Here is a 20,437-nt window from a genome sequence, read left to right on the forward strand (position 1 = left end):
AGGTTCAGAGTTGACGGAGCAACTGTTGGGTCTTGTCCAGGGCCATCTGCGCCCGCTGCAAGGCACTCAGGCCCTGGTCGCGAACGGGGATTTCCAGGCTCAGCGCGATGTTCTGCGGCAGGCTACGCAACAGGCCGGGCAAGTCGCAATGGCCATCACCGGGAAAACGCCGCTCATTGCGTGCCTGCCGCAAGATCTCGGCCATGTCGTCCGGACGCGGCCCGGCCACGTCGCAAAGCTGTGCATAGCGTAGCCGCGAGGCCGGGACCTGGCGCAGTTCATCCAGCGATGAAGCCGAGCGGTCGAAGTGAAAGGCATCGACCAACACCCCGCCATTGTCGCGCCCGGCCTGCTCGACGATGCGCCAGGCCTGGGTGAGGTTCTTGGCATCGGTCCAGGGCATGAACTCCAGGTGCGGGTGCAAGCCGTATTGCCCGGCCAGGTCGCACAGGGCAGCAAAGTTGTCGCTCTGGCGCTGCTCGTCGGGGTCGTTGCCGGCCACCAGCAACTCGCTGGCGCCAAACTCGGCGCCGACGGCCAGCAGGGTTTCGAAGTCGGCCAGGCAAGTGTCGGGCTTGAGCCGCAGGATCTCCACATCCAGCACCTTGATGCCGGTATCGCGCAGGCGCGCAGCGGTCTGTCGGCGCAAGCCGGCGTCGGCCACCAGCGGGAAGTGATGCTCCTCGGCCGTGGCCGGCTCCAGGCGCAGGCCGACATGGCTGTAGCCAGCGCGGGCGGCAACCTCGACCATTTCCACAGGCGACAGCTCGAGTACCGTCAGGGCGGCGAGGGACATCACGCGTTGGCTCATTGTTATTTTCTCGGCGAGTTGAATATGGAAATATTTAGAACTTAGTTCCAATTTCAATGCAAGCGAAAAAACTGATCGCGGGTGCAGGAGCGGGCGTGCCCCGCGATGCTTTCAAACAAACAACTCAGACGCAGGGCTCGCCGCCGACAATTCCGCCACCGCCGCCAGCAACACCGGCGCCAGCTCATGCATGCGCGCCTCGCTCATCCGCGCACTGGGCCCGGCAACGCTGAGCACCCCTACCGCATGCCCATCGAGCGGGTGACGCACCACCGCCGCCAGGGCCGAAGTACCTACCGCCGAGCTCTCCACCACCCAGGCATAGCCGTGCTCGCGGGCAATGCGCAGGCGTTCGAGCAGCTCGGCATTGGACTTCGGCGCATTGGGGCCGAACTCTGCGGGGTCGACAATCCCCTGGCGCTCCACCAGCAACAAGGCCTGGGCATCGCTCAGGCTCGACAGCCAGGCATGCCCGGAGGCGGTGTAGAACAACGGCGCATCACGGCCCATGTCCGGGTCGTAGCGCAAACCGGAGCGGGCGCCCTGGGCCTTGGCGATCCAGGTCTGGCGCTCGCCGTCGATCACCCCCAGGCGCACCAGCTCGCCGGTCTGCTGGGCCAGTTGATCGAGGATCGGCTGGACGATATCGGCACCACTGCTGGCCAGGTAGCGAAAACCCATGGCCACTAGCCGGGTACTCAGGTGATAGCGGTTGCTCTCGGCATTCTGGCGTACATACCCCAGGCGCATCAGCTCGGCGAGCATGCGGTGGGTGGCGCTCTTGGGGATGTCCAGCTCTTCGGCCAGGGTCTGCAGGGGCAGCCCGCGCGGGTCGCTGGTAAGGCGTTCGAGAAGGCTGAACGCACGTTCGATCTGACTGCCGGCCATGGTCATGGTCCCTGAAATTTGTGCCGATTCTAAAGAGCCCCGGCGAAAGCGCAAATCACTGTCCGATCTTCGCCCACTTTGTCGTGGTACGCCTTGGCTGGGCGATTGATCAAACCATAGAATATGGAATCAAGTTCCAAAATATAACAAAACTGCCTGAAGGACACTGCTCATGCCCGTCGACACCCCGCTGGTCGAATGCGATGTACTGGTCATCGGCTCCGGCGCCGCCGGGCTGGCCGCTGCGGTGACCGCCGCCTGGCATGGTGAAAAAGTCATCGTGGTCGAAAAAGACCCGGTGTTCGGCGGTGCCACGGCCTGGTCCGGCGGCTGGATGTGGGTGCCGTGCAATCCGCTGGCGCAGCGTGCCGGGATCATCGAGGAACGCGCGCAGCCGCGCACTTACCTGGAACATGAACTGGGCGAGTGTTTCGATGCGCAGATGATCGATGCGTTTCTGCAAGCGGCGCCCAACATGGTGTCGTTCTTCGAGCGCCATACCGCACTGCAATTTGCCGATGGCAACGGCATTGCCGACATCCACGGCAACACCCCGGGCGCCGGCACCGGCGGACGCTCGGTGATTGCTGCGCCTTACGACGGGCGCCAGCTGGGTAAGAAGCTGCTCAAGCGCCTGCGCAAAACCATGCGCGAAACCTCGTTCATGGGCATGCCGATCATGGCCGGCAAGGACCTGGGCGCCTTCCTCAGCCTCACCCGATCGTGGCGTTCGCTACTGCACGTGAGCAAGCGTTTCAGCCGTCACCTGCTTGACCTGGCAACCCACGGCCGGGCCCTGCAACTGGTCAATGGCGTAGCCCTGGTCGCGCGGCTGGCCAAGTCGGCTGAAGACCTCGGCGTGTTGCTCTGGGAGTCGGCACCAGCCCGCCAGTTGCTCCAGGAGCAAGGCAGGGTCAGCGGTGCGCTGATTGAAACCGCGCGCGGGCCGATCCGTATAAATGCACGCAAGGCCGTGGTGCTGGCCGCCGGCGGCTTTGCCAACGACATCGAGCGGCGCAAGGCGCTGTTCCCACGTACCCCTACCGGCCACGAGCACCTGGCCCTGCCGCCGCTGGGCGCCAACGGTGACGGCCTGCGTCTGGGCGAAAGCGTCGGCGGCCAGGTGGCTGACGACCTGCACAGCCCGGTGGCCTGGGCGCCGGTGTCGCGGGTGCCGCACCGGGACGGCAGCGTTGGGCACTTCCCGCACATCATCGAGCGGGCCAAGCCCGGCATCATCGGCGTGCTCGCCGACGGCAAGCGCTTCGTCAACGAGGCTGATGGTTACTACGACTATGTCAGCGCCATGGTCGCCAAAGCACCGGGTGACAAAGTCGAGTCGTGGTTGATCTGCAGTCATGCCTTCCAGCGCCGTTACGGCCTGGGCATCTCGCGGCCGTTTCCTTTACCGGTGCAGCCGATGATCAAATCCGGTTACCTGAAGACCGGCGACAGCATCGAAGCCCTGGCACGGGCCTGCGGGATTGACCCAGAGGGCCTGGTCGCCACGGTTGCCGAGTACAACCACCATGCCCGCAACGGCGAAGACCCGCAATTCGGCCGCGGCTCGACGCCTTACAACCGCAAGCAGGGCGATGCCCTGCACGGGCCAAATCCGTGTGTGGCGCCGATCGAAAATGGGCCGTTCTATGCGGTGAAAGTCGAACCGGGTTGCTTCGGCACCTTTGCCGGGCTCAGGACCAACGCCCATGCGCAGGTGCTGGACGAGCAGCGCCAGGCGATTGGCGGGTTGTATGCGGTGGGCACTGACATGGCCAGCATCATGGGCGGGCACTACCCGGCGGGCGGGATCAACCTGGGGCCAGCGGCGACGTTCGGGTATATCGCCGGGCGGCATATTGCCGGAGTGACAGAAGATGAATGATCGCGGGGCAAGCCCGCTCCTGCACAACCTGCGGGAGCGGGCTTGCCCCGCGATAGATACACCGCGATCAGAAATCGAAGAACACCGTCTCGCCTTCACCCTGGATGCGGATATCAAAGCGATACGCCAGCTTGCCGTCCACTTCACAACGAGTCGCCACCAGCGTTTCGCGCCGCTGCGGCTGCTCGATCAGGTTGAGCACCGGGCACTTGGCATTGGCCTGAGCCTCGTCATCGAAGTACAGACGGGTCTGCAGGTGGATGTTGATGCCACGGGCAAACAGGCTGACGTTGATATGCGGCGCCATCGGCACGCCAGCGGCGTTGTTCGCCACGCCCGGCTTGATGGTGTGCAAGGTCCACTCACCGGCATCGAATGTGGTGGCGGTACGGCCAAAACTGTTGAACGGTTTTTCCAGGTTGAAATCGTCCTGGTAATCACCATTGTGGTCGGCCTGCCAGAACTCCAGGAACGAGTCGCGCACCAGGTGGCCGTTGCCGTCATAGACGTTGCCGAACACCAGGATATGCTCGCCCGGCGCGTGCGGTTGCGCCATGCGGTTGCAGATTTCCTGGTCGCGGGTCGGGTTGCCGGCGGCCTCCAGGGCCAGGCCGATATGCACGTAAGGGCCGGCGGTCTGCGAAGGGGTTTCCGGCAGCAGTTCGATAGGCATGGGGGCGCCTCCTCAGCGGTTTTCGAAGTGGGTCTTGCGCTGCCCGCGCAACACGATGTCAAAGCGGTAGGCCAGGCAATCCATGGGGTTGGCGTTGCTCATGTCCAGCCGCGCGATCAGGCTCTGCACCGCGTCAGGGTTGGCAATCGACTTGACGATCGGGCACATCGGGATCAACGGATCGCCTTCGAAATACAGCTGGGTGATCAGGCGCGTGGCAATCGACGGGCCGCTGATCGACACATGGATATGCGCCGGGCGCCAGTCGTTGGGGCCGTTGCGCCAGGGGTATGGGCCCGGCTTGATGGTGCGGAAGCTGTAATAGCCTTCGCTGTCGGTCAGGGCACGGCCGACGCCACCGAAGTTGGGGTCCAGCGGCGCCAGGTAGCGGTCGTTCTTGTGCCGGTAGCGGCCACCGGCGTTGGCCTGCCAGATCTCTACCAGGGTGTGCGGGATCGGTTTGCCGTGCTGGTCGCAGACGCGCCCGGCGAGAACGATGCGCTCACCGATCGGCAGGCCGCCGTTGTTGAAATTGAGCAGCAGGTCATGGTCGTGGGGGCCGAATTTCAGGTGCGAGAAATCCGGGCCGGTGCTTTCGCTGATCGACTGCGGGATGCTCACCAGGGCCTGGCGCGGCGAACGGGCGACGGACGTCTTGTAGTCGGGGGTCAAGGCTTTGGGGTGCCAGTTGCGATCACGGATAGCGAAGCGACTGTTGTCTTGCGCAGACATGCCGTTCTCCTGTCTTGGAATTATTGGAGGGCCTGTGCGTGGCAGGCGAGCTTGCAGTTTCCGATATGCGCGGCCCGGCGAATACTGAAAAGAATAGTGCCATGCATAACCAGATGGTTATGGATAAATCAGGAATCTGACAGAGCCCCGCGCGGTGAACTAATCTTTGTCCTCATGTTTCCAAGCTCCGGAGAGCACTCATGCAATGGCGAAAAGGCAGGCGTAGCGACAATGTGGTCGATGCCCGTGGCGAGGGCGGTGGCGGCATGCGCTTCGGCGGTGGCAAAGGCCTGAGCATCGGCGCGATCCTGCTGATAGTCGGGATAGGCTGGATCACCGGCCAGGACCCGCTGCAGATCCTCGGCCAACTGGCCGGACAGATGGGCCAGGAACAGAGCGCACCGGTCAGCCCAGGCACCGGCAAGGCGCCACCGGCCAATGACGAGCAGGCGGAATTCGTCCGCTCGGTGCTCGGCGACACTGAAGACACCTGGAAGGCCATCTTTGCCCAGGCCGGTCGCCAGTACAAAGACCCCAACCTGATCCTGTTCAGTGGCCAGATCAACTCGGCCTGCGGCTTCGCCTCGTCGGCGGTCGGCCCGTTCTATTGCCCGGCCGACCAGAAGGTCTACCTGGACATGAGCTTCTTCAGCGAAATGGAGCAGCGCTTTTCGGCGGCCGGCGATTTTGCCCAGGCCTATGTGATAGCCCACGAAATCGGCCACCATGTGCAAACCCTGCTCGGCGTCTCGGCCAAGGTTCAGGCCGCACGCCAGCGCGGCGAACGCATGGAAGGCGACAACGGCTTGCTGGTGCGCCAGGAACTGCAGGCGGACTGCCTCGCCGGCGTCTGGGCCTACCAGGCGCAAAAGCGCCTGAACTGGCTGGAACCGGGCGACATCGAAGAAGCCCTGAACGCCGCCAATGCCATCGGCGACGACCGCCTGCAGCAGCAGGGCCAAGGCCGGGTGGTGCCGGATTCGTTCACCCACGGCACCTCGCAACAGCGCCAGCGCTGGTTCAAGACCGGTTTCGCCAAGGGCGACATCAACCAGTGCGACACCTTCAGCGCACGGGCGCTCTGACCCGCCTCCCACGCGGTTTCGCGGCCACCTGAAGCCTCAGGTTGGCCGCCGAAACGTGCTGTTACCTACCGCCGATCATTTTTGCTGAAAAAGCGTTTCAGCTCCGGCGCAAGCCGCCGATAAACCCTGCTCAGAACATCGGCTGGCCATCAATAACAACAACCTTCCACCGATTCGGATCAAGAAGCACAACGTTCCTGGAGGGATTGCATGAATAGCTGGTTTGCCAACATCAGCGTCAACCTGAAACTCGGCCTGGGCTTTGGCCTGGTGCTGTTGCTTACCGGCCTGCTGGCCCTGACTGGCTGGAACAGCCTGGGCAGCCTGATCGATCGCAGCAACTGGATGAGTGACATCACCCAGCTCAACAGCGACCTGACCAACCTGCGCATCACCCGCCTGCAGTACATGCTGACCAACGGCGATGACGCCGCCGCTGGAAACGTCCAGGTCAAGCTCAATGCCTTCAGCGAACAGCAGAAAAAACTGCTGAAGAGCTTCAAGAGCCCCGAGAACATCAAGCTGCTCCAGGACCTGGGCCAGACCATCAGCGAGTACCAGGTGTCGATCAACAAGATGCGCGCCGGTTACAAGACCAGCCTGGCTGCGCGTGATTCGATGAACCAGGCCGCGGCCCGCGCCATCGAGCTGATCGAAGCGATCAACCGCGATGTGCTGGCCCTGCCCGAGGGTGACGCCAGCCGCCTGGCGCAGTACCGCACCACCACCCAGGCCAAGGAGCAACTGCTGCTGGTACGCCTGGCCGTGCGCAGCTACATCGCCGACATCAGCAGCGAGACCGAGCAACTGGCCTTGCGTCAGCTCGATACCGCCCTGGCCGAAATCGCCGGCCTGAACCGCCAACTGCCTGGCGAAGCCCCGCGCATCAAGCAGTTCGAAACAGCGGTCATGGCTTACCGTGACGCCGTGCGCCAGTTCCGCGACGCCACTGCCGATATCGCCGTAGCGCGTCAGGAAATGACCGTTCAAGGCGCCGACATCGTCAAGACCAGCGACGCCCTGTACCAGATCCAGCTTGACCGCCGCGACAGCGAAAGCTCCCAGGCTCGCAGCCTGCAGCTGACTGCTACCTTGCTGGCGCTGCTGGTCGGCGTACTGGCTGCAGTGATCATCACCCGCCAGATCACCCGCCCATTGCGGGAAACCCTGGCCGTGGTCGAGAAGATCGCCGCCGGCGACCTGACCCACAATATGCGCGTCACCCGCCGCGACGAACTGGGCGTGTTGCAACAAGGCATCCAGCGCATGGGCTCGACCCTGCGTGACCTGATCACCGGTATCCGCGACGGCGTCACCCAGATCGCCAGCGCCGCCGAAGAACTGTCGGCTGTCACCGAACAAACCAGCGCCGGGGTCAACAGCCAGAAAGTTGAAACCGACCAGGTCGCCACCGCCATGCACGAAATGGCGGCCACCGTGCAGGAAGTGGCGCGCAACGCCGAGCATGCTTCCGAGGCTGCCACCGAAGCCGATGGTCAGGCCCGTGCCGGTGATCAGGTCGTCGCCGAAGCCATCAGCCAGATCGAACGCCTGGCCGAAGAAGTGCACCGCTCGACCGAGGCCATGGGCCTGCTGCAGCAGGAAAGCCAGAAGATCGGTAGCGTCATGGACGTGATCAAGTCGGTCGCCGAGCAAACCAACCTGCTGGCGCTCAACGCTGCCATCGAAGCGGCCCGCGCCGGTGAAGCCGGGCGTGGTTTTGCCGTGGTGGCCGACGAGGTTCGCGGCCTGGCCCAGCGTACGCAAAAATCCACCGAAGAGATCGAAGAGCTGGTTGCCGGCCTGCAGAGCGGCACCCAGCAGGTGGCCAACGTCATGCTCGGCAGCCGCAACCTGACCGACAGCAGCGTTGAGCTGACCCGTAAGGCCGGTGCCTCGCTGGAAAGCATCACCCGCACGGTGTCGAACATTCAGTCGATGAACCAGCAGATCGCCGCGGCAGCGGAACAGCAGAGCGCGGTGGCCGAAGAGATCAGCCGCAGCATCCTCAATGTGCGCGATGTGTCCGAGCAGACCGCAGCGGCCAGTGATGAGACCGCAGCGTCGAGCGTTGAACTGGCGCGACTGGGTAATCAGTTGCAGACCATGGTCAGCCACTTCCGCGTTTAAAAGCATCGCGGGTCAAGCCCGCTCCTACAGGTTTGTAGGAGCGGGCTTGACCCGCGATCAACTCAACACCTATTTAACGATCTGCCCCACGCCTCGCCCACGCGGATCGGAAGCGGTTTCCAGCGCCGTGCCATTGACCCGGATCGCCTGGATATCGCCCATCTCCCAGCCCTGATCTTCCAGGGTGTAGCCCATTTTCTTCAGCTCTTCAGCGACCTTGCCGGTAAGCGGTGCAAAGGCATCGAAATAGATCGTGTCCTTGGGCAGCAACTGGTGATGCACGCGCTGCGCAGCCACGGCTTTTTCCAGCGGCAGGTTGTAGTCATAGAGGTTGTTCAGCACCTGGAAGATCGAGGTGAAGATCCGCGAACCACCCGGGGTCCCCAGCACCAGGGTGACCTTGCCATCGCGGGTCACCAGGCTCGGGCTCATTGACGAGAGCATGCGCTTGCCCGGTTCGATCGCGTTGGCATCGCCACCGACCACACCAAAGGCGTTGGCCACACCCGGCTTGGAGCTGAAATCGTCCATTTCATCGTTGAGCAAGAAGCCCGCGCCCTTGACCACTACCCCGCTGCCGTAGTCCCAGTTCAGGGTGTAGGTATTGCTGACCGCGTTACCGGCCTTGTCGACGATGGAGAAGTGCGTGGTCTGGTGTGGTTCGAGGCCTGGGCGGACCTTCTCGGTTTCCGAGATGGCGGTCGGATTGACCTCTTGGGCGCGCTTGGCGATGTAGTCCTTGGCGATCAACTGCTCGACCGGCACCTTGGAGAACGCCGGGTCGCCGAGGTAGTCGGCGCGGTCGGCGAACACGCGTTTTTCGATTTCGGCCAACAGGTGGATGTAGCGCGCCGAGTTCAGCTCGACGCCCTTGAAGTCGGCGGCGCGCGCTTCCTTGATGCCCAGCAGCTGGGCCAGGGCAATGCCGCCCGAGCTTGGCAGCGGCGCGGTATAGACCGTATTGCCGCGCCAGTCGATCTTCATCGGCTCACGCCAGACGGCTTTGTAGTCCTTGAGGTCGTCCTTGCTGATCAAGCCCTTGTCGGCCTGCATCTGCGCGACCAGCAGGTCGGCGGTCTTGCCCTGGTAGAACTCGCTGACGCCCTTGTCGGCGATGCGCTCCAGGGTCTGCGCCAGCTCCGGCTGCTTGAAGGTTTCGCCGACTTTCATGCTACCGAAATAGTCGTTGAAGTTGGTGCTGTCCTTGAACAGGCCCAGAGCGTCTTCGCGGTATTGGTACTGCTTGGAGGCGACTTTGAAGCCGTTCTTGGCGTAGCCCACCGCCGGGGTCAGCAGCTCGGCCCAGGGCAGCTTGCCGAATTTCTGATGCGCCTCCCACAGCCCCATCACCGTCCCCGGCACGCCGGCGGCGCGGGAGCCGACCAGGCTGAGGTTCTCGATGATCTCGCCCTTGTCGTCCAGGTACATGTTGCGGCTGGCAGCCTTCGGCGCGGTTTCGCGGTAGTCGAGGAAGTAGGCCTTGCCGTCGACATAGAGGGTCATGAAACCACCACCGCCGATGTTGCCCGCCTCGGGGTAGGTGACCGCCAGGGTGAAGGCAGTGGCCACTGCCGCGTCCACCGCATTACCACCTTTTTTCAGGATATCGGCGGCGACCTGTGCACCATATTGATCGGGTGCGGCGACCGCACCGCCCTCCAGGGTTACCGCGTAAGCCACGTTACTGGCGAGGATCGCGGCGCCGAGGGCCAGGGATCGGAACATCACAACGCGCATGAGAGCTTCCTTAGTGTTGTTTTCGTTGAACAGCCATTAAGGCTGATGTCAGACGAGTTATCAAACACCGCAGGAAATTTCGCCGCGCATAGATAGAAGCTGTCGCGGATGGGTTTATCAGCAGGCGTAGATCGCCAGCTTGTTCTGAATGAAATCGAGAAAGCACTGAATGCGCAGCGCCAGCTGGGTGTTGCGGTAGTACACCGCATTGATCGGCTGGCGGTAGCCACTGTTGTGCTCGGGCAGGACCACCTGCAGGCGCCCGCTGCGGATGTCTTCATGGGTCATGAAGTGCGACAGGCAGACGATGCCTTCACCGGCCAGGGCCAGTTCCCGCAGGGTCTCACCACTGGAGGCGGACAGCCCCGGGCGGATCAGCAGGCGATCGCCTTCGGCATGGCGCAGTGGCCAGTGGTTGAGGGTCTCGGTCTGGGTGAAGCCGAGCAGCGCGTGCGCTTGCAGGTCCTCGACCCGTTCGGGCGTGCCATGGCGCGCCAGGTACTCGGGGCTGGCCAGCACGTTCAGCGGGCTGCAACCCAGCGCCCGGGCATGCAGGCTGGAGTCGGCCAGCTCGCCGATGCGAATGGCCACGTCGGTGCTCTGCTCGATCAGGTCGATGATCAGATCGCTGGTGTTGAGCTCCAGCTGGATCTGCGGGTACAAGGCGCGGAACTCACCGACCCAGGGCACGATGGCGTGCAGCATGAACGGCAGCGCGGCATTGATGCGCAGGCGCCCGGACGGCGTCTGGTGGTGCACCGACAGATGCTCTTCGAGCTCGTCCATCTGCTGCAGGATCGACTTGGCCCGCTCGAAGAAAAACCGTCCTTCTTCGGTCAGGTCCATGCGCCGGGTGGTGCGGTTGATCAGGGTGGTGCCGAGCTTGGTTTCCAGGCGCGACAAGGTCCGGCTGATCGCCGAGGGCGTCTGTCCACCCTGCTCGGCGGCCGCGGAAATCGAGCCGCACTCGATCACCGAGACGAACACCTGCAATTCATCGGACCTGGCTTTCACGGCTTTACCCCGGGGTTGGCAACAGCCGTGATAGATAGCCGCTTGGCGCGGCCAGCGCAAGGCTTCATCAGGCTTGCGTCTGGAAAACCTCGGCCAGGTGCTGCTCGTAGGCGGCCACGGCGGCCTCGACGTTGGGGCGCTTCATCACATCCACGGCCAGGTAGGTCGGCAGACCCGTCATGCCGAGGAACTGGTTTGCTTTGTGGAACGGGAAGTACACCGCGTCCACACCCTTGCCTTCGAAGAAGTCGGATGGGTCATCAAACGCCTGCTGCGGCGCGTTCCAGGTCAGCGACAGCATGTACTGCTTGCCCTGGATCAGGCCACCGCTGCCGTATTTTTGCGAGGTATCGGAGCGGGTGCGGCCGTCGTTGGCGTAGAGGCTGCCGTGGCCGGCGGTGAAGACTTCGTCCAGGTACTGCTTGACGGTCCACGGCGCCCCCATCCACCAGCCAGGCATCTGATAGATGATGACATCGGCCCAGAGGAATTTCTGCACCTCTTCGGTGTTGTCGTAGCCGCCGTCGATGTAGGTGGTCTTCACATCGAAACCGGCGCGGTCAAGGAATGCCAGCGCCGCTTCGTGCAGGGTTTCGTTCAGGCGGCCATCGGAGTGAGCGAACTTCTTGCCACCGTTGAGCAACAGGACTTTTTTCATGGGGTGCCTCATCTGTGTTCGATCAGGGGCAGCGGGCCTGTGACCGAGTGAATTTGATGGCGGCAGAGTAGAGGTCGGCCTCGCGGGGAAAAAGCCGCGCCGGGGCAAAATACATTTGACCAAAAAGCACGAATCCCATGCTTATTGTTGCCTTAAAATCGTTTCACTTCTTCCTTTCAGAGGCCTGTTCATGAGCGAGCAGTACGGTTTCATCCTTAAAGCCAAAACCCGTCCGGAAATGTCCGAAGCATTCGAAACGCTGTTTCGCGCCTATGTCGAGCCAAGCCGCCAGGAACCGGGCTGCATCGAATACCACATGTTGCGCGACCAACAGGACCCAAGCCTGTTCGTGTTCTACGAGATCTGGGCCAGCAAGGCGGCACTCGATGTGCACTCGGCGCTGCCGCACATGGCGGCCTTCTTCGACAAGCGCATGGACTACCTGGAACGCGACTTCGATATCCAGTTGATCGAGATGCTCAGCCCTTCCTCGGCTAGCCGTTGAGCAACAGGTGCGCACCGAGCAGCGCCAGGCCGATAAAAAAGCAGCGCTTGAACAGCGCGGCGCTGATGCGCTGACGTAGCCACTGGCCGCCGAGCATGCCCAGCAGCGCCGGCGCCAGCACCAGCAATGACGCGCCCAGGGCCTGCGCACCCAACGCATCCTGGCCCGCCAGGCCGATCGCCAGGGCCAGGGTCGAGACACTGAACGACAGGCCCAGGGCCTGGACCATTTCCTCGCGGCTCAGGCCCAGGCTCTGCAAATAGGGCACCGCAGGAATCACAAACACCCCGGTGGCCGCAGTGATCACCCCGGTGATCAGCCCGCACAGCGGCCCGAGCCAGGCTTCACGCGCAGCCGCCAGGCTCATCCCGCAGCCGAACAGGCCGTACAACGCATACACCAGCAACGCTCCACCCAAGGCACGCGCCGCCCAGGCGCCACTGTTGATGCCCAGCCAGGCGCTACCCAGCAGGGTGCCGACAAAAATCATCGCCAGCATCGGCCACAGCCTTCTCAGCAAGGCGCGCAAGTGCCCGCCAAAGGCCAGCTGCCAGAGGTTGGTCAGGGTCGAGGGCACGATCAGCAAGGCCGCTGCCTGCGCCGGAGATATAGCCATGCCTAGCAGGCCCATGGCAATGGTCGGCAGGCCAAGGCCGATCACGCCCTTGACCGCGCCGGCCAGCACGAAGGTAGCGATGACCAGCAGCGACAGCGCTGGCCCGATATCCTGATAGAAGCCAAAGAAAGTAGTCATGGCGCTATCCTGCACCTCGCCACCCTGGCTGAAAATCTGCCATATACTCAGCCAGACTATTGCCCAGGAAGAGGCTGATGCATTTCGATCTGATTGACCTGCGCCTGTTCCAGCACACCCTGGAGTGCGGCAACATCACCGCCGGCGCCCAGCGCAGCCACCTGTCGCTTCCCGCCGCCAGCGCGCGTATCCGCGCCATGGAAAGTTCGCTGGGCACGCCGCTGCTCGAACGTAACCGCCGTGGGGTGCAGGCCACGCCTGCCGGGCAGGCGCTGCTGCAACATGCACGGCTGATCGCCCAGCAGGTCGAGCGCCTGCAGTTCGACCTCGGGCAATACGCCCAGGGCCTGCAAGGCCAGGTACGGCTGTTGTGCAATACCGCCGCCTTGACCGAATACCTGCCGGAGCTGCTTGCCGGGTTTCTTCAGCAGTACCCGGCCATCGATCTGGATATCCACGAACTGCCGAGCTTGCGCATCGTCCAGGCGATCACCCAGGGCGTGGCCGATATCGGCATCATCTCCAGCGCGGTGGCCAGCGAACACCTGCAGACCCAGGCGTTTCGCGACGACCCGCTGATGCTGATCATGCCGCCCGCGCACCCACTGGCCACCACCCCCAACCTGCGTTTTGCCGACACCCTCGACCACGGCTACGTCGGCCTGCAGGCCGACAGCGCCCTGGCCCTGCACCTGGAGGAACAGGCCCTGCATCTGGGCCAACGCCTGCAGGTACGAGTGCGCGCCGAGGGTTTTGACGGGGTGATCCGCATGGTCGCCCATGGTGCTGGCCTGGGCATCGTGCCCATGGCTGCCGTGCAACGCTGGCAGGGGCTGCTGCCATTGCACAGCCTTTCGCTGACCGAGCCATGGGCCAAGCGTCAGCTACACCTGTGCAGCCGGGATTTTGCCAGCCTGCCCGGGCATGCGCGGGCCTTGCTCGACTGCCTGAGTGCCGGCGCTATTGCTCCGGCAGGGGCAATCCACCGACAATCGCCCCCGCGGACCTAGCTATTGCTGCACTGATCGCCAACCGAGTCGTAAAGGGAGTTTCACCGTGCCGTCGATCTACCAGCTCAAACCCCGATTTCAGGCGCTGCTGCGCCCGACGGTCGAGCGTCTGTACCAACGTGGCGTCACTGCCAACCAGGTGACCCTGAGCGCCGCCGTGATTTCCGTCCTGCTCGGCTTGTTGCTGGCCTGGCTGCCCCACCTGACCTGGCTGTTCGCCCTGGTACCGGTATGGATGCTGCTGCGCATGGCCCTCAATGCCATCGACGGCATGCTCGCCCGCGAATTCGGCCAGCAATCGAAGCTCGGTGCCTACTACAACGAACTCTGCGACCTGGTCGCCGACAGCGCCCTCTATCTGCCCTTCGCACTGCTGCCGGGCGTGTCGTCGGCACTGGTGGTGATCGTCGTGCTGGCAGCGCTGATCAGCGAATACGCCGGGGTCATGGGCCCGCTGGTCGGCGCCGAGCGCCGCTACGATGGCCCCATGGGTAAAAGCGACCGTGCCTTTGCCTTCGGCGTGCTCGGCGCCGGCGTTGCCAGCGGCCTACTGCCTGCCAGCTGGATCAACGGCGTGCTGCTGGTGATCTTGCTGCTCTCGCTCTATACCCTCTACAACCGGGTCAGCCGCGGTCTGGCGCAAACCCACTGAAGCTCTTTGTGCCAGATAAGGATATTTGCCATGCGCAACGCGCAATCGCTGCACTTCACCACCCACGATGGCGTCGAACTGCATTACCGCCACTGGCCCGCCGAGGTCGCTGACGACCAGCCACGCCGCGCCGTGGTGCTGTTCCACCGCGGCCACGAACACGGCGGGCGCATGGCGCACCTGGCCGATGAGCTGCAACTGCCCGACCACGACTTCTTCGCCTGGGACGCCCGTGGCCACGGCCAGTCGCCCGGCGCCCGTGGCGACAGCCCAAGCTTCGCCTGCAGCGTGCGCGACGTGCAGACCTTCATCGAACATATCGCCCGCGAGCACGGCATCGCCGAAGAGGACATGGCGGTGCTGGCGCAAAGCGTCGGCGCCGTGCTGATCGCCACCTGGGCCCACGACTACGCACCCAAGGTGCGCTGCCTGGTACTGGCCTCGCCGGCCTTCAAGGTCAAGCTGTACGTACCCTTCGCCCGCCCGGGGCTGAAGCTGATGCGCGCCTGGCGCGGCAACTTCTTCGTCAACAGCTACGTCAAGCCGCGCCTGCTCAGCCACGACCCCGAGCGCATTGCCTCGTATGAAAGCGATCCGCTGATCAGCCGGCCGATTTCGGTGACCATGCTGCTGGGCCTGTATGAAGCCGCCGACCGCGTGGTGGCCGATGCCCAGGCGATCCAGGTGCCGACCCAGCTGTTGATTTCCGGCGCGGACTTCGTGGTCAAGCGTAAACCCCAGGAGCAGTTCTTCGAGCGCTTGGGCAGCGTGCACAAAGAGAAGCACATCCTCCCCGGGTTCTTCCACGACACCCTCGGCGAGCGTGACCGCGGCCATGCCCTGGCGCGGATACGGCGTTTTATCGAGCACTGCTTCAGCCTGGCGCCGCAGCGCCCTTCGCTGCTCGCCGCCGACCAACTGGGCGCCAGCTGCGCCGAAGCCGAAAGCCTGGCCGCGCCGCTGCCACGCAACTCGCCGGCCGACCTGTACTGGCGCGCCACCCGTGCCGGCCTGCGGCTGGGCAAAGGCTTGGCGGACGGGGTCAAGCTGGGTTTTGACACCGGTTTCGACTCCGGCAGCACCCTGGACTACATCTACCGCAACCAGCCCACCGGCAAGGGCGCGATCGGCCGCATGATCGACCAGAACTACCTCAACGCCATCGGCTGGCGCGGCATTCGCCAACGCAAGCTGCATGTCGAGGAACTGCTGCGCGTGGCCATCGAACGCCTGCGCGAACAGGGCAAACCGGTGGATATTGTCGATATCGCCGCCGGCCATGGCCGCTACATTCTCGAAGCGTTGCAGGGCCTTGAGCGCAAGCCGGAATCGATCCTGCTGCGCGACTACAGCGAGCTCAACGTCCAGCGAGGCAGCGCGCTGATTGCCGAAAAGGGCCTGGCGGACATTGCCCGCTTCGTCCAGGGCGATGCCTTCGATGCCCAGAGCCTGGCCAGCCTCGACCCGCGCCCAACCCTGGCGGTGGTCTCGGGCCTGTATGAACTGTTCGCCAGCAACCAGATGGTTGGCGACTCTCTGGGCGGCCTGGCCCAGGCAGTGGAGCCGGGCGGTTACCTGGTATACACCGGCCAACCGTGGCACCCGCAGTTGGAGATGATCGCCCGCGCCCTGACCAGCCACCGCGCCGGCCAGGCCTGGGTGATGCGCCGGCGCAGCCAGGTGGAGATGGACCAACTGGTGGAGGCGGCTGGCTTTCGCAAGGTCTGCCAGCGTATCGACGAGTGGGGCATCTTCAGCGTCAGCCTGGCCCAGCGGGTCGTTTGATGAGCACTGTGCGCGAGCCAGGCTTGATCAAGCGCGGGGTGCTCTGGCTGCTGTTGCTCGGCCCGTTGTTCTTTCTCAGCTACGGCCTGACCAACACCTACACCGCCGGGCGCAGCGACGTCGGCAGCCTGGTGTTCGCCTGGGAAGGCCACATCCCGCTGTGGCCCTGGACCATCATCCCCTACTGGTCGATCGACCTGCTCTACGGGTTGTCGTTCCTGCTGCCGCTGAGCCGCCGGGAGATGGACCGCCATGCCTTGCGTCTGCTCAGCGCGCAGGTCATCTGCATCCTCGGCTTTCTGCTCTGGCCGCTGCGCTTCACCGTCGAACGGCCAGCGCTGGATGGCCTGTTCGGCTGGCTGTTCGATGTGCTGATGGGCTTCGACAAACCGTTCAACCAGGCGCCGTCGCTGCACATCGCCTTGCTGGTGATCATCTGGGCGATGTTTGCCCGGCATATCCACGCCAGGCTGCCGCGCTTGCTGGTCCATGGCTGGATGGCACTGATCGGCCTGTCGGTGCTGACTACCTGGCAACACCACTTCATCGACCTGCCCAGCGGCGCGCTGGTGGGGGTACTGTGTTGCTGGCTGTGGCCGGTTGCGGGTCAGCCGGTCCTGCGCCCGATGCAACTTGCCCGTGATCCGCAGCGCTGGCGCCTGGCCTTGCGTTACTTCGCCGGCGCCGCCCTGCTGGGTGGTCTGGCGTTGTACCTTGCAGGCGTTGCCCTGTGGTTGTTGTGGCCGGCGGTCGCGCTGCTGGTGGTGGCACTCAACTACGCGCAACTGGGCGCCGAAGGTTTTCAGAAAGGTGCCGACGGCCAGCTGTCGTATGCCGCGCGCTGGCTGCTGGCGCCCTACCTGATCGGCGCCTGGCTCAACTCGCGCGGGTGGACGCGCCGTCATCCACAGGCCGATGAGGTGTGCGATGGCGTGTACCTCGGACGTATTCCAGGCAAGGGGCAATCTGCGCAGTTCGCTGCCATTGTCGATCTGTGCGCCGAACTGCCAGCCTCGTTGGCCCCAGGCCAGGCCTACTGCGCCCTGCCCAGCCTCGACCTGGTGGTACCCACTGCCGAACGCTGCCGGGAAGCGGCGGCAGCCATCGAACAGCTGCGCAGCCAGGGCCCGGTGCTGGTGTGCTGCGCCCTCGGTTATTCACGCAGCGCCAGCGCCGTTGCCGCCTGGCTGGTGCTCAGCGGCCGCTGCGCCAATGCCGGGCAAGCGCAACAACGCATCAGCCAGGCACGCCCCGGGGTGGTCCTGCACCCGCAGCACTTGCGGGTAATTGAGCGCCTGCAAACGGAGCCTTGCCTGTGAGCGGCGCAATCCACCTGGCCGTGGTCGCCAGCCTGCTCAAGCGCGGACGCCAGGTCGAGCGCCTGGCCGACGGCATCAGCCTGCTGGCAGTGTTGTTGGGCCTGACGGCGCTGCTGATCGGCACGCCCACCACTGGCTTCAGCGCGGTGCTGAGCAGCCTGGTGTTGCTGGCCGGCTTGCTGCAGAAATTCTTCGCCCTGCGGGTCGCGCTGGATGCCGATTTGTTTGCGCACCTGGCCGCCCGCAGCGATCAGCTTGCCCAACACACCCAGGCGCTGGACCAGTCGTTGTTCGACCTGGGCCTGAAAGCCAGCCCGGTCGATCCGCGTGACTGGCAGGCCCGCGGCCTGGCGGCCCTGGGCCTGCTGCGCAAACAACTGCTGTGCTTTGCCGTACAAGCCGTGCTGGCGCTGGCCGGCATTGTGCTTTTGCCCTTGCTTCACTTCGCCGGATAAGGACCTTGCCCATGCTTGCTGCCCTCACCGCCTTTGCCATCACCTCGGTCGCCCGCCTGATCACCGGCGCCCGCGCCTTGTGGCTGGGCTGCACGCCGCAACCGGTGCAACGGCTGTACTACGCCAACCACAGCAGTCACGGCGACTTCGTGCTGATCTGGGCATCGCTGCCCCAGCCCCTGCGCGAGCACACCCGGCCGGTAGCCGGCGCCGATTACTGGCAAAAGCCTGGTATCCGCCAGTTCCTGATCAAGCGGGTGTTCAACGGCGTATTGATCGATCGCCAGCACAGCGATGCCCAGAGCCCCCCCTTGCAACCGATCCAGGATGCGCTGGCCCAGGGCGACTCGCTGATCTTCTTTCCCGAAGGCACGCGCAACCTCAGCGACGAGCCGTTGCTGGCGTTCAAGAGCGGCCTGTTTCACCTGGCCAGCGCTCACCCGCAGGTCGAGGTGATCCCGGTGTGGATCGCCAACCTCAACCGGGTCATGCCCAAAGGGCGCGCCCTGCCGCTGCCCTTGCTGTGCACCCTGAGCTTTGGCGAGCCGTTGCACCTGCAAGCGGACGAAAGCAAGCACGCATTTCTCGACCGGGCCCGCCAGGCCCTGTTGGCCCTGGCCCCGAAGGAATCCTGAGATGGACAACAACACCCTTTCACTGTTCGCCGGCATCGGCGGCCTGCTGCTGCTCGCCAGCCTGATCGGCCGCCTGCTCAAATGGCGCGCCGGCCCCGCCCCGCATGCGGTGATCGACAACCTCAACGCGCGGATCAACGCCTGGTGGGTGATGGTCCTGGTCATCGGCCTGGCTTTCCTGTTCGGCAAGCTGGGGGTGATCCTGCTGTTCTACTGCGTGTCGTTCTACGCCCTGCGTGAATTCCTGACCCTGACGCCAACCCGGCGCAGCGACTACCCGGCACTGGTCGCAGCGTTCTACGTTGCCCTGCCGGTGCAGTACCTGTTGATCGCCATGGACTGGTACGGGCTGTTCAGTATTTTCATCCCGGTCTACCTGTTCCTGTTGCTGCCGATCCTGGCCAGCTTCGGTGGCGACACCACGCGCTTTCTCGAGCGTGCGTCGAAGGTGCAGTGGGGGTTGATGATCGCGGTCTACTGCCTGTCTTCGGTACCGGCCTTGATGACCCTGGATATCCCCGGATACGAAGGCCGCAACCTGCTGCTGATCGCCTGGCTGATCCTCGTGGTGCAAATCTCCGATGTGCTGCAGTACGTCTGCGGCAAGCTGTTCGGCAAACACAAGGTGGCGCCGAAATTGTCGCCGTCAAAGACCATCGAAGGCCTGGTCGGCGGCGTAGCCCTGGCGACCCTGATCGGCGCGACGCTGTGCTGGATCACCCCGTTCAGCTTCTGGCAGGCGGCGCTGATGGCCCTGACCGTCAACCTCATGGGCTTTGCCGGCGGCCTGGTGATGTCGGCAATCAAGCGCGATCGCGGGGTGAAGGACTGGGGCCATATGATCGAAGGCCACGGCGGCATGCTCGACCGCATGGACTCGGTGTGCTTCGCCGCGCCGGTGTTCTTCCACTTCGTCCGCTACTGGTGGGCCTGATCAGGCCAGCAGGTCGTAGGACAGCTTGCCGATCAGAATCAGCAGCAACACCAGGAACAGCGCGCGCACGAAGGGCACGCCCTTGTGCACCGCCAGCCAGGTGCCGGTCAGCGCGCCGAGGATGTTGAAGGCGGCCATGGGGATGGCGATCAGGTAAAGCACGTTGCCGGTGGGGATGAAGAACATCAACGCGGCAACGTTGGTGGCGATATTCACCAGCTTTGCCGACGCCGATGCATGCAGGAAGTCGAAAGCGAAGCAGCGAATGAACAGAAAGATCAGAAAGCTGCCGGTACCGGGCCCGAACAGGCCGTCGTAGAAGCCGATGGCACCGCCGATGACAATCGCCAGCAGCTTCTCGCGGGTGCCGATGCGCATCGGCTTGTGCAGAGCGCCGAAGTCCTTTTTCCAGAAGGTGTAGATCGCCATCAGCACGATCAGCACCAGCACCGCCGGGCGCATCAGCGACTGCGGCACCAGCGACACCGTGGCGGCGCCGACGAAAGCCATGGCAAAGGCCGCACAGGCCGCCGGAACCACCAGCCCCCAGTCGATCACCACCTTGCGCACGAACGAGCGTGCGGCAAACGCCGTACCACAGGCCGAGGCCACCTTGTTGGTGCCCAGCAAGGCGGCCGGTGGCGAGGCCGGCAGCACATTGAACAGCGCCGGAATCTGGATCAGCCCGCCGCCACCGACCGCCGCATCGATCAAGCCGGCGGCAAAGGCAAACACGCAAAGCACAACGATATCGACCATGGTTTCAGGCTCTGGC

General features: G+C 64.1%; 20 protein-coding genes and 1 pseudogene. 12 read left to right on the top strand and 9 right to left on the bottom strand.

Features of this window, described 5'->3' with window-relative positions; translation table 11 throughout:
* Positions 1–4: 4 nt before the first annotated feature.
* Together F8N82_RS21475 and F8N82_RS21480 are read right to left on the bottom strand one after the other, a co-directional pair.
* On the bottom strand, positions 5–811 hold the full coding sequence (locus tag F8N82_RS21475; RefSeq protein ID WP_038997274.1) for a sugar phosphate isomerase/epimerase family protein: 807 nt from the start codon (positions 809–811) through the stop codon (positions 5–7).
* A gap of 111 nt (positions 812–922) precedes the next feature.
* Positions 923–1,699, bottom strand: coding sequence for an IclR family transcriptional regulator (locus F8N82_RS21480; protein ID WP_038997275.1), 777 nt, complete (start codon positions 1,697–1,699; stop codon positions 923–925).
* Between the two features lie 172 nt (positions 1,700–1,871).
* Here F8N82_RS21480 and F8N82_RS21485 point away from each other — a divergent pair, with 172 nt between their 5' ends.
* On the top strand, positions 1,872–3,584 hold the full coding sequence (locus tag F8N82_RS21485) for an FAD-dependent oxidoreductase (RefSeq protein ID WP_338918865.1): 1,713 nt from the start codon (positions 1,872–1,874) through the stop codon (positions 3,582–3,584).
* Between the two features lie 67 nt (positions 3,585–3,651).
* Here the strand turns inward: F8N82_RS21485 and pcaG are convergent, their stop codons facing one another.
* Both pcaG and pcaH read right to left on the bottom strand, forming a co-directional pair.
* Complete coding sequence (pcaG, locus tag F8N82_RS21490; protein WP_038997276.1) at positions 3,652–4,257, bottom strand: protocatechuate 3,4-dioxygenase subunit alpha; 606 nt, start codon at positions 4,255–4,257, stop codon at positions 3,652–3,654.
* A gap of 12 nt (positions 4,258–4,269) precedes the next feature.
* A complete protein-coding gene (pcaH, locus tag F8N82_RS21495; RefSeq protein WP_038997278.1) occupies positions 4,270–4,989 on the bottom strand; it encodes a protocatechuate 3,4-dioxygenase subunit beta in 720 nt (239 codons plus the stop codon).
* Positions 4,990–5,189: 200 nt separating this feature from the next.
* On the opposite strand from pcaH, the gene ypfJ reads away from it, so the two are divergent.
* The 3 genes and pseudogenes from ypfJ to F8N82_RS27710 all read left to right on the top strand — a co-directional run bounded on the left by ypfJ (position 5,190) and on the right by F8N82_RS27710 (position 8,204).
* Positions 5,190–6,074 (top strand): KPN_02809 family neutral zinc metallopeptidase, encoded by an 885-nt coding sequence (gene ypfJ / locus F8N82_RS21500; RefSeq protein ID WP_038997279.1) that lies wholly within the window; start codon positions 5,190–5,192, stop codon positions 6,072–6,074.
* 345 nt (positions 6,075–6,419) lie between these two features.
* Positions 6,420–7,301, top strand: a pseudogene (locus tag F8N82_RS27705) (methyl-accepting chemotaxis protein); the annotation flags it as partial.
* Between the two features lie 198 nt (positions 7,302–7,499).
* Positions 7,500–8,204 carry a methyl-accepting chemotaxis protein gene (locus F8N82_RS27710; RefSeq protein ID WP_414602500.1) on the top strand — a complete coding sequence of 235 codons (705 nt, stop codon included), beginning with the start codon at positions 7,500–7,502 and terminating at the stop codon, positions 8,202–8,204.
* A gap of 69 nt (positions 8,205–8,273) precedes the next feature.
* Here the strand turns inward: F8N82_RS27710 and ggt are convergent, their stop codons facing one another.
* The 3 genes from ggt to F8N82_RS21520 form a co-directional block, all read right to left on the bottom strand.
* A complete protein-coding gene (gene ggt / locus F8N82_RS21510) occupies positions 8,274–9,941 on the bottom strand; it encodes a gamma-glutamyltransferase (RefSeq protein WP_038997282.1) in 1,668 nt (555 codons plus the stop codon).
* A gap of 117 nt (positions 9,942–10,058) precedes the next feature.
* Positions 10,059–10,955, bottom strand: a complete 897-nt coding sequence (locus tag F8N82_RS21515) for a LysR family transcriptional regulator (protein ID WP_038997284.1) — start codon at positions 10,953–10,955, stop codon at positions 10,059–10,061.
* 67 nt (positions 10,956–11,022) lie between these two features.
* The gene (locus F8N82_RS21520; protein ID WP_038997285.1) at positions 11,023–11,613 is read right to left on the bottom strand and encodes an NAD(P)H-dependent oxidoreductase; all 591 of its coding nucleotides are present in this window, start codon (positions 11,611–11,613) and stop codon (positions 11,023–11,025) included.
* A 190-nt stretch (positions 11,614–11,803) separates the two neighbouring features.
* On the opposite strand from F8N82_RS21520, the gene F8N82_RS21525 reads away from it, so the two are divergent.
* Positions 11,804–12,118, top strand: a complete 315-nt coding sequence (locus F8N82_RS21525; protein WP_038997287.1) for a putative quinol monooxygenase — start codon at positions 11,804–11,806, stop codon at positions 12,116–12,118.
* Here the strand turns inward: F8N82_RS21525 and F8N82_RS21530 are convergent.
* Positions 12,108–12,872 (bottom strand): sulfite exporter TauE/SafE family protein, encoded by a 765-nt coding sequence (locus F8N82_RS21530; protein WP_038997288.1) that lies wholly within the window; start codon positions 12,870–12,872, stop codon positions 12,108–12,110. The genes F8N82_RS21525 and F8N82_RS21530 overlap by 11 nt on opposite strands.
* A 77-nt stretch (positions 12,873–12,949) precedes the next feature.
* Between F8N82_RS21530 and F8N82_RS21535 the strand changes: the two genes are divergently transcribed.
* Genes F8N82_RS21535 through F8N82_RS21565 form a run of 7 tightly spaced genes read left to right on the top strand, consistent with a single transcriptional unit; the run spans position 12,950 to position 19,662 of the window.
* Positions 12,950–13,882 carry a LysR family transcriptional regulator gene (locus tag F8N82_RS21535; protein ID WP_038997290.1) on the top strand — a complete coding sequence of 311 codons (933 nt, stop codon included), beginning with the start codon at positions 12,950–12,952 and terminating at the stop codon, positions 13,880–13,882.
* 46 nt (positions 13,883–13,928) lie between these two features.
* Entirely contained in the window at positions 13,929–14,534 is a 606-nt protein-coding gene (locus F8N82_RS21540) for a CDP-alcohol phosphatidyltransferase family protein (RefSeq protein ID WP_038997291.1), read from the top strand.
* Between the two features lie 30 nt (positions 14,535–14,564).
* On the top strand, positions 14,565–16,319 hold the full coding sequence (locus tag F8N82_RS21545; RefSeq protein WP_038997292.1) for a bifunctional alpha/beta hydrolase/class I SAM-dependent methyltransferase: 1,755 nt from the start codon (positions 14,565–14,567) through the stop codon (positions 16,317–16,319).
* A complete protein-coding gene (locus F8N82_RS21550) occupies positions 16,319–17,638 on the top strand; it encodes a phosphatase PAP2/dual specificity phosphatase family protein (protein ID WP_038997293.1) in 1,320 nt (439 codons plus the stop codon). Before F8N82_RS21545 ends, F8N82_RS21550 begins: the two co-directional genes overlap by 1 nt.
* Positions 17,635–18,093 (top strand): hypothetical protein, encoded by a 459-nt coding sequence (locus F8N82_RS21555; protein ID WP_080764808.1) that lies wholly within the window; start codon positions 17,635–17,637, stop codon positions 18,091–18,093. Before F8N82_RS21550 ends, F8N82_RS21555 begins: the two co-directional genes overlap by 4 nt.
* 11 nt (positions 18,094–18,104) lie before the next feature.
* Positions 18,105–18,728, top strand: a complete 624-nt coding sequence (locus F8N82_RS21560; protein ID WP_038997295.1) for a lysophospholipid acyltransferase family protein — start codon at positions 18,105–18,107, stop codon at positions 18,726–18,728.
* A 1-nt stretch (position 18,729) separates the two neighbouring features.
* Complete coding sequence (locus tag F8N82_RS21565; RefSeq protein ID WP_038997296.1) at positions 18,730–19,662, top strand: phosphatidate cytidylyltransferase; 933 nt, start codon at positions 18,730–18,732, stop codon at positions 19,660–19,662.
* Here the strand turns inward: F8N82_RS21565 and F8N82_RS21570 are convergent, their stop codons facing one another.
* Positions 19,663–20,421, bottom strand: coding sequence for a sulfite exporter TauE/SafE family protein (locus F8N82_RS21570; RefSeq protein WP_038997297.1), 759 nt, complete (start codon positions 20,419–20,421; stop codon positions 19,663–19,665).
* Positions 20,422–20,437 lie beyond the last annotated feature (16 nt).

This window comes from Pseudomonas fluorescens (genome assembly GCF_902497775.2).
Classification (GTDB): Bacteria; Pseudomonadota; Gammaproteobacteria; order Pseudomonadales; family Pseudomonadaceae; genus Aquipseudomonas; species Aquipseudomonas putida_F.